We start from the raw sequence: 6,332 nt of genomic DNA on the forward strand, positions 1-6,332 counted from the left end.
ATCATTTTGTAACATACACACTAGAGCAAGTGACATTCGAGGAACCAACAGTCCTCTACTCGCTTTTTTAAGTACTTCTTCGACGCAATTTCGCTAATTCAATTCTCATTACGAATACTCATTAGGTACACACATGAACGTAACAATTAATTGGGGCGGTGACGCCAAATTTGTAGGTCAATCAGGCTCAGGTCATGAAATAGTAATGGATGGCCCTCCTGACCATGGCGGAAAAAACCAAGGCCCTCGACCTATGGAAATGCTGCTACTAGGTTTGGGTGGCTGCACATCATTTGACGTCATGAGCATTCTGCAAAAATCCCGTCAAAACGTAACTGACTGCCAAGCAATTATCGACGCAGAACGTGCCGACGAAGTCCCCAGTGTTTTTACCAAGATCAGCATCCACTTCATTGTCAGTGGTGAGCAGCTTAAAGAAAGCCAAGTAAAAAGAGCCGTTTCTCTCTCTGCTGAAAAGTATTGCTCTGCTTCGATTATGCTTGAGAAAGGCGGTGTGGAAATCGCTCACAGCTATGAGATAAAAGAAGCCTGAGCCATAGTTCTTGAATATATAGAGCGAATTAAACTCACTAATTCGCTCTATGCCTCTTGCTATAAATCGATATAAGCAGAGACGGAAGAGCCCTGAACAAAATCGACCTTCAAGTGCTTCATTTTTTGCAGACAGATGGCTGTGTCAACGGCATTAGCCAAGACTTTCTTACCTAAATAGTGAGCGATTTCTATAATCGAATCCGCCGCCTTTTCATCACCTTCGGCTTGATTCAGCTCTTCCATAAACGACTCATCAATTTTGATCATATCGAAAGGCAACGCTTTGAGAAAGGCAAACGGAGACCGCTCTGAGCCAAAGTGATCGAGACAAAATTTGAAGCCTTCCGCTTTTAATTGGTTCATATAAGCCACCGCAGAGTGAATATCTTCAATCGCTGCGCAGTCATATAGATCAAAACATACTTTTCTAGCGGGAATTTTCCCTGCTCTGGAAAGAGAAAGCATTTGTTCAGTAAACTCTTCATCGCATAAAGAGTAACCACTAATCTGCACTCGGACATAGTTCTCATCATCTAAAACAGGGTGCTGATGTGCCTGCAAGGCTATCAGCTGCGCAATCCACCATGCATCCAGCTCTTTGGCATCTTCATCGCCACTGACCTCAAAAGGCGATTGCCCCCCCTCAACAAAGCACAACAGGTTCACGTGATTCTGTAATACGCTATTGCTGCTCGACGCATCGGCCTCACTCTCAGTATTGTTTAAACACTCCACAACCTGCATCTTCAGCTCAAGCGTCAGCGCACTAAAATCTATATCTTCAGGTAAAATGTTTTCTGACTCGTCAATATATAAAGTCGGGATATTGTCTGAATTGGCGACAGGCTCTGGTTCATTAACACGAACGCCATCCGAGGCAAACTCGTCTTCAAGCTCATTTCGATACTCTGAATCTGATCCATCGACACCCTCATCACTTTGATGTATTCGGGCAAAGCTCTCTTCAATTAACTCTAATGCAGCACGAATCATTGACTCTGGGTTATAAAACCCCATATGCGCCTTACTTTCACCAATCAACACTGACAATGCAGTCTCTTCAGACTCACATAGAGTCTCCAGCGTATCCTGGCACCGCAAACCTAAAAACTCTTCGCCATGGTCAACCGTAAATAAGACGAAGTCAGAATCATTAACCCGCCCTAAAACACCACCACCAAGCATACCACTCAATTGACCTGCAACATCCTTAGCGAAACTCGGCTCCAAACTTGCTGCATCATCTGTTTTGGTATCGTAAAAACGAATATAGAGTAAGTAACACTCTGCAGTTCGCTTGCCTTTCTTCATCAAGGTTCTAACCTGACGACAAAACTCTGATTTACGTATTAGGCCTGAACCTTCGTCATAATTCGACTCATACGCTATCTTGTCGTAAACCTCGGCAACCATATTGTCGAGGCTCTGGTTAACCATGGGTAGTTCATAATCAAAATCCAGAGATATTCGCCGGTCTCTTAGGTACGTCGCAAACTTTAGTAAGCCCAGCTCAATAACTTTCATACCCTGATGGTTTACACATACGAACTTGCTATAGCCTTTCGCTATCCAGACCAAGCGCATGTATTGCGGTTCCTTTCCTTCTCGCTCAAGTTGCAGCCAAGTACCCGTTTCAATAGATTTTGCTTTTAGAATCCAGGTTTTGAGCTCTTGAGACTTAGTAAGGTTTCGTTGCACCAAGTCATCTTCAGTCTCTGGCAGGTCTTGTAACTTAGCTTGCACCATATTATGGCAACCACGTGGCGCATTTTGAATAAGATGCTTTAACGACTCTCTTACAGTGCCAGACGCTTCATTCGTTCCCGATACCTGTTTCAGACCTTCTTGAATAACAGGAATAATTTTCTTAGCATCAACGGGGATTTCAGGATTGTCTCCAAAAGCAATTAGACGATCAAGAACCGATAAATAAGTATGCCACTGCTCACTATCTTCACCATATTTTATATGGGTGAGGTTCAGCAGTTCCTTCCAGCCATTTTCAACCAACACACTAACGGCTGATGGAACCTGCNTTCCAGCAAAACGTTGATTAAGTGCTGTTGCAACCGCAACCTTGGCCTCATCAACCTTATGCACACCATCAGCAGCGGCTGCCACTCGCTCTACATTCTTAACATATAGCTTGTTTTGCTTCTCGATCAATTGGTCCAATTCTGCCAGGACGCTATCGAATATTTCAGTATCTTGTTCAAACTGCTCAACAATCTGCTCTACTAATTCTGACACCTTTCGCCGGCTTGCAGGGTTCAAGGTAACACCTTTTGCGCCAAGCTGAGCAATACGGTTCATAACAGCTCTGACGGAGCTATTATGATCTTCAAAGAAACGCTCATCTTTCAGTAGCACTTTCAGTACTGGTACTTCAAGTTTAAGTAGGTGCTGTTTTGCTTCAGAACTAATACGGGGGTTATTCCGCATACTGTAAAAAAAGCGATCTACGACATCGATAGCAACCTTCTGTTGCTCATCGAGTGCTTTTTCAGTTCCCTGCTGTTTGAAGCTCTCCTCTACTCGGGACATCAAGCTAGGGCGTTCTTCCAGCTTGTCAGCATCACTAGCACCTTGAAGCTCAGCAAGGCCTTCGGTGAACTCTCCTTGCGAGTAATTCTCTAGTGGAGCGCTGGCCTCACCTAAGCGCTGACTCTGTTCAGCTGATTTTTTCCGCAAAGATCGCATCAAACCCACAACATTATTTAGCGCACTTTGCACTTCTGCCTGATTTTGTTGGAATGGACTATCGCCACCCATTTGATTTGCTTGACCGGATAGTGTTCCTAGACCTGGAGCCGCACCTGAAGGAGAGCTTGCGGACTGAAAAGGCGGCGCTGTTAATGCAGCGCTTTGAGTATCAGCTTGCCCGGTTCCACCACCAAGAGATTCGATAAAGGAAGAACGCTGCTCTTCTAACGGGGCACTTGGCGCTCCCAAGGCATCTTGGTTTTGTTGAGTTTCAGCGGAGGTAGCTAAACTTGCTTGGCTTTCTAAACTGGCTGCCATAGGGGACGCTTCCGGCACATAGCCTGGCCTTCCCGCCACACCAGGCCCACCTGCAGAACCACCCTGAGCTGAATTTTCTTGCTCTTGCGGTCTTTTCTCCTGAGAGGGCTCTGGTTTTGATCGCTTAGGTTTAGCTTCTGCACGTGACTTGACTGCCTTAGCCAGATCCATATTCGGTAGAATATTATGGTTAACCAAAATCTGGTTTAAACCTAAATACAAACTATCAAGCGACGTCATTACCTGCTTTTCAAACACCTTGAAAACCAGTTTCTCTAGTGCCCCACCCAAGCGCAGAGGTATAACGGCGGCATGAAAAGCACTCACCAACAATGCTGGGCCAAAAACACTTTGGTGATGGTTTTTATCACCAATTCCTACCGCATCCAAACGGACTTTAAGAGGTAATAATTCGGCACGATATTGAGTTTCACATTTGGTAATCAAGACCCTTGAAGTCAACCAGTCTTCAAAGTCACCTTTATCGACAAGCGATAGGGTATCGCTCATTTTTGTAGACATATCCAGATGCTCTTGATATGCCCCTAAAGGATCTTGCACTCCAATTGAAAAACCAGCTTGCAGTTCACGCTGACTCTTCTCTACTTTCTCAGCAGCGGCCATTAGCTCATTGGCTTTTTGGTCACTTTGGGCCTGTATTGAAGCTTGCTTTATTTCCTCAATTAAAACTGGCCAAAGGTCTGTCATTAAGGGAAGTGTCGTGCTATGAATCCTTTCTATACACTCCTCAACAATCTTTTTGCTCTCTTCGCTTGGTGCCGAACGTGCACCCTGGTTCATAGCAACCAAAGCACGGATAGCTTGAGGTTTACGCTCAGTAAAGCGAATACCAAAAGCTCCTGTCATCATATGTGCGAGATGCGCACCGATGTGAAACTCTTTACCACGCAAGTCCTTAAAAGAAAGGTCCAGTAAATCTTCTTTTCTAAGTATGGCCAAAAAGTCGATATACTCACGATCAAATTTGAGAAACATACCGTCAGGGCAATAGTCTGCAATCACACAAGGAACATGGTGGGTTTTACCTAAGTGCAGTATTGCCTCATGATGAATCGGTCGACGAATACTTGAGCGACGTTCCTGACTCTTGTTCATTGCGTAATCCGCTGTTGTTGAGTTCGATTAATATGGTCCATGAATAGTCTAAATCTGTTTCATCAATACTTTTGCATTGCGGCTAGAGTTATAGTTTTTCCCGCCAGGCAAGTGCTCTGAAGAACTCAAGCCGAAGCCCCGTTCTTTAAACCATTGTTCAGTCTTAGTTGTTAACACAAATAAACGGGATAAGCCTAGAGACCTTGCTCTATCTGTTACAGCTTCTAACAAACGATCTCCACGGCCTTTTTGTCGATAATCCGGATCGACCGCGAAACACGAGAGTTCACCGGCCTTGTCTTCAGTAAAAGGATATAAACCAACACAAGCTATGATCGCGTTGTCACGAGCCTCAACCAGAAAATAATCTAATTCCGTCTCAAGTAGCTCTCGTGAGCGTCTAACCAAATAGCCTTGCTCTTCAAGAGGACGAATCAGGTTCAAAATACCGTTCGTATCTTCCAGTCTCGCTGGCCTTATTTGGTCAAAGACTTCGACACTAACCATTGTGCCATGACCATCTCGGGTAAATAACTCTTCAAGCAAAGCACCATCATGAGCATAACCAAGCAAGTGAGCTCTAGTCACACCAGCCTGGCAAGCTATCGCAGCGGAATATAGCAAATTCAAGGGAGTACCCGCGTCAATTAGCTCAGTACCAGCACGTTTTGTGTCGACAAGAGACAAGGCCTCTTCAGCCGTCAGCTGCTTTACTGCTGTGCCTTTTTCTGTCGAAATAGGGCTTTCACTACCTAGAAATATCAGCTTATCTGCTTGTAGCCTTACCGCTAAGTCCCCTGCGAGCTCTTCGTAGCTTAAATTGAAAATATCACCACTCATAGAGTACCCAGTTGCAGGAATCAAAACGATTGAGCTTGACTCTAAGCTCTGGGTAATAGCCTCGACTTCAATCTTCCTGACATGCCCCGTATGGCCCATATCGACACCTCGACTCACACCATGAGGCTTTGCCATAACAAAATTGCCACTGACTACTCGAATTTTAGCCCCGTGCATTGGCGAATTCACAACCCCCATAGAGAGGCGAGCCTCGAGCTCCGAACGAAGTCTTCCGTAGGCTTTAAGCACCGCAGGCATCATTCTTTCTTCCGTTACACGAAGGCCCAAGTGAAATTTTGAACGTATCCCCCGGTCGGCAAGCTCCTCATCTATTTGCGGACGAGCCCCAAAAACAATAGCCAAGCGAATACCCAAGCTATTTAGCAAACTAATATCATTGATAATATTCGCCAGATTATGGTTTGCTAGCGCTTCTCCGCTTAGGGCGAGCACAAAAACCTGATTACGGTGAGCATTTATATAGGGGGAAGCATTTCTAAACCAGCTCACCCACTCTTTCATTTCAGTCATCTATTTATGAATACCTGAGTTGGCAGCGTATTAGCGCCAAACTTCGACGAGTTCTATTTTCTCATTAGCAAAAAAGTAATCTGCAGTCCCACCGCCAAAAATAAGCGTCACTTCAATTTTTTGTTCGTCAGCAGATTTCAACAAGCCCTGGTAGGTTTTGCCATCCTTGAGTTCAATTCTTACTTTACGGTCGACGAATTCGGATAAAACCATAATATCAGTTGGCTGATAGCGTAAATTACTCAAAACCACTGTCGCCTGACCGCTGC

Annotated in this window: 4 protein-coding genes; 1 reads left to right on the forward strand and 3 read right to left on the reverse strand. The window is 44.9% G+C overall.

All coding sequences use genetic code 11. The features are described 5' to 3' along the window. Positions 1–133 precede the first annotated feature (133 nt). Positions 134–553 (forward strand): OsmC family protein, encoded by a 420-nt coding sequence (locus A3761_RS12480; protein WP_068512558.1) that lies wholly within the window; start codon positions 134–136, stop codon positions 551–553. A 59-nt stretch (positions 554–612) separates the two neighbouring features. Here the strand turns inward: A3761_RS12480 and A3761_RS12485 are convergent, their stop codons facing one another. From A3761_RS12485 to A3761_RS12495, 3 genes are all read right to left on the reverse strand, one after another. After that, complete coding sequence (locus tag A3761_RS12485) at positions 613–4,692, reverse strand: DUF1631 family protein (RefSeq protein ID WP_068750291.1); 4,080 nt, start codon at positions 4,690–4,692, stop codon at positions 613–615. A gap of 48 nt (positions 4,693–4,740) precedes the next feature. Then, entirely contained in the window at positions 4,741–6,063 is a 1,323-nt protein-coding gene (argA, locus tag A3761_RS12490) for an amino-acid N-acetyltransferase (protein WP_197470293.1), read from the reverse strand. 30 nt (positions 6,064–6,093) lie between these two features. Beyond that, positions 6,094–6,332 (reverse strand): LSM domain-containing protein (locus tag A3761_RS12495; protein ID WP_231881219.1); only part of this gene is annotated, 239 nt, incomplete at its 5' end.

The organism is Oleiphilus sp. HI0123 (assembly GCF_001635315.1).

Excerpts from the sequence above, each read along its gene's own strand:
- A3761_RS12480 (WP_068512558.1), top strand. The coding sequence starts at position 134 with ATGAACGTAACAATTAATTGGGGCGGTGACGCCAAATTTGTAGGTCAA.
- argA (WP_197470293.1), bottom strand. The coding sequence starts at position 6,063 with ATGACTGAAATGAAAGAGTGGGTGAGCTGGTTTAGAAATGCTTCCCCC.